The organism is Acinetobacter legionensis (assembly GCF_048552295.1).
Lineage (GTDB): Bacteria > Pseudomonadota > Gammaproteobacteria > Pseudomonadales > Moraxellaceae > Acinetobacter.
This window is the reverse complement of the sequence record NZ_JBIMCW010000063.1, coordinates 1-2,047: the sequence shown is the minus strand read 5'-3', so window position 1 is coordinate 2,047 and position 2,047 is coordinate 1. Positions and strand designations below refer to the sequence as shown.

General features: G+C 33.4%; 3 protein-coding genes. 2 read left to right on the top strand and 1 reads right to left on the bottom strand.

Annotation, left to right across the window (positions count from 1 at the left end; all coding sequences use genetic code 11):
• Positions 1-54 precede the first annotated feature (54 nt).
• Complete coding sequence (locus tag ACG916_RS21440; protein ID WP_419368216.1) at positions 55-543, bottom strand: LexA family protein; 489 nt, start codon at positions 541-543, stop codon at positions 55-57.
• A 137-nt stretch (positions 544-680) separates the two neighbouring features.
• Here ACG916_RS21440 and ACG916_RS21435 point away from each other — a divergent pair, with 137 nt between their 5' ends.
• Positions 681-1,019, top strand: coding sequence for an immunity protein Imm33 domain-containing protein (locus tag ACG916_RS21435; RefSeq protein ID WP_336950899.1), 339 nt, complete (start codon positions 681-683; stop codon positions 1,017-1,019).
• A 17-nt stretch (positions 1,020-1,036) separates the two neighbouring features.
• Positions 1,037-1,417 carry a hypothetical protein gene (locus ACG916_RS21430; protein WP_419327316.1) on the top strand — a complete coding sequence of 127 codons (381 nt, stop codon included), beginning with the start codon at positions 1,037-1,039 and terminating at the stop codon, positions 1,415-1,417.
• Positions 1,418-2,047 lie beyond the last annotated feature (630 nt).

The window sequence follows — 2,047 nt, the reverse complement described above, 5'->3', positions numbered from 1 at the left end:
GCCATAAAATACTCCATATATTGATGTTTATAACATCATTTGGGGAGCAAAATATCACTTATAAGTGTTGTTCAAATTTCCTGATCCACCTCTTTCTGCTTTGAGCCAAATATCATAAATTCCTGTAGATACTTTAACTTGCATAAAGCGTTTGACTGTAAATTCATTGTTGATTAATGCCAAAACAATATCGCCATGTTCAGCCTCTAGACTACGATCAATTAAGATTTCATCTCCAATTTCAATACCTGCATTTTTCATTGATAAGGAGTTAACTTTTAACATAAAGGTTGCAATAGGGTTATGAATTAAGTGTTCATTTAAATCAATTTTCTTTTCAGTATAGTCTTGGGCGGGTGATGGAAAGCCTGCTGCAACAGTTTCTAAAGGATAAGGAATGCGAATGTTGCTACGAAATTCAATTGTAAGTAGATCTTGCATTGAAATAGACTCGATAACAGAGATGAGGGGATTCATTGATTTAAATTTTTCCCTTACAGTGCTATCACTTAATTTCGATGGAGAATTTAAATTTGGCTTCATCACGATTCAACTTGAAAATGTAACATAATCAAGTTTAACAAAATAAATGCTTGATGCAAGATTCTTTTGGTGAATTGATTGTGATTGTCAAACTGTCAGCTTACAATTTGACAAAATCCAATCGCTCGGAAATGTACATGTTGCAAGATTTTGTAGAAGAACAGAAATTAGTGTGTGAAGAATTTGACTCTCGCTATATCAAAGTCAATGAAACGGATCTCGTGGCTATCGCTAAGCAAACATTAAATAAAGAACCGATCGTGGGTTTACGTAAACAGCCAGATGCTGAAAACGTGTCATGGTTTATTTATGGTGGTGAGTTGGAAGAGGGTGAAGATTTTTTTGATGTGATCAGTGTAAAAGAGCTTGAAGAGGTTTTTCCTGATGCGATTCCTTACCTTGCTTTAGAAGAAGGCTTTAGATTTATGATAGATGCTGATGAATACGAAGATGTATGGAAAGCAGATATTTTATAAAAAAGGTTTGCTCAAGCATGATCTATAGATTTATTTTGACCCTCTGCAGTATTGTTCTGAGTAGTGTATTCAGTACCCCAAGTTTTGCTGAGCAATCCACGCAAAAACTCACTCAAGAACAATATGATCAGCGTATTCAAACCTATACTGATCAAGTCAATGTAACCAAACATATCTTGGATGAAGATCAGAGCACGATCACTGCAGCTGAACAGCATAAAGCATTTTGTTCGCGCTTAGATGCTTATCAAACGATTGCTAGAATTTCGAAAGAAAATTTAGAGCTCGATACGGCCAATATGATGTTAATGATTGCCAACAATTATTTAGATCGACAAAAGCAAAGTATTGAGCAGTCAGGAATGACGCTTGAGCTATTTTGTTCGATTAAGAAATAAGCAAAATGTCATTTAAGCCTTATTTTAGTCAAAAAATGATATTTAATTGGCTGAAAATGATAAGTTGTTTTTTTTAAAATGATCAATAATAGACGCATTAAAGCAATACAAGATTTGATTTTCCCTGGTCTGTATTTTGTTTGGCTTTAAGCATCAATCATATGACTGATGCACCCTAAACTCGCTTAATTGCGAGTTTTTTAATGCGTGTGTTTTGTTCTGGCTTTGAATTCACACTAAGATCGTAAAAGATTGCAAGCCAATTAAAAGAAATATGACAACTCAATTCAAAAGGAAACAAGAGTTCACTTTTCAGCAGAATTTTAAAAAATAGAAGAGCAATCAAGATTGCGCATAAAGCCAAATAGGTTTAATTACTCTAAGCAAAGCTAAAAATTTTCTTAAATATTAGAATGATGTAAGTAAATTTAAATTTTGATTTTATTGATTTTTTATTTTATCTAAGGGGGCAATGTTTTCATTTTTGAGCAGATGTTGTTACTGTGAGACTGTTATCCTGATCCGTATATATTTTTTAGAGGTGGTCCCACATGTTTGAACAACTAAAAGCTTATTTATAAGTGATACTCTGCTCTAGTTAAGCTACCTTATTTTGTTGTGGTAGCTGGT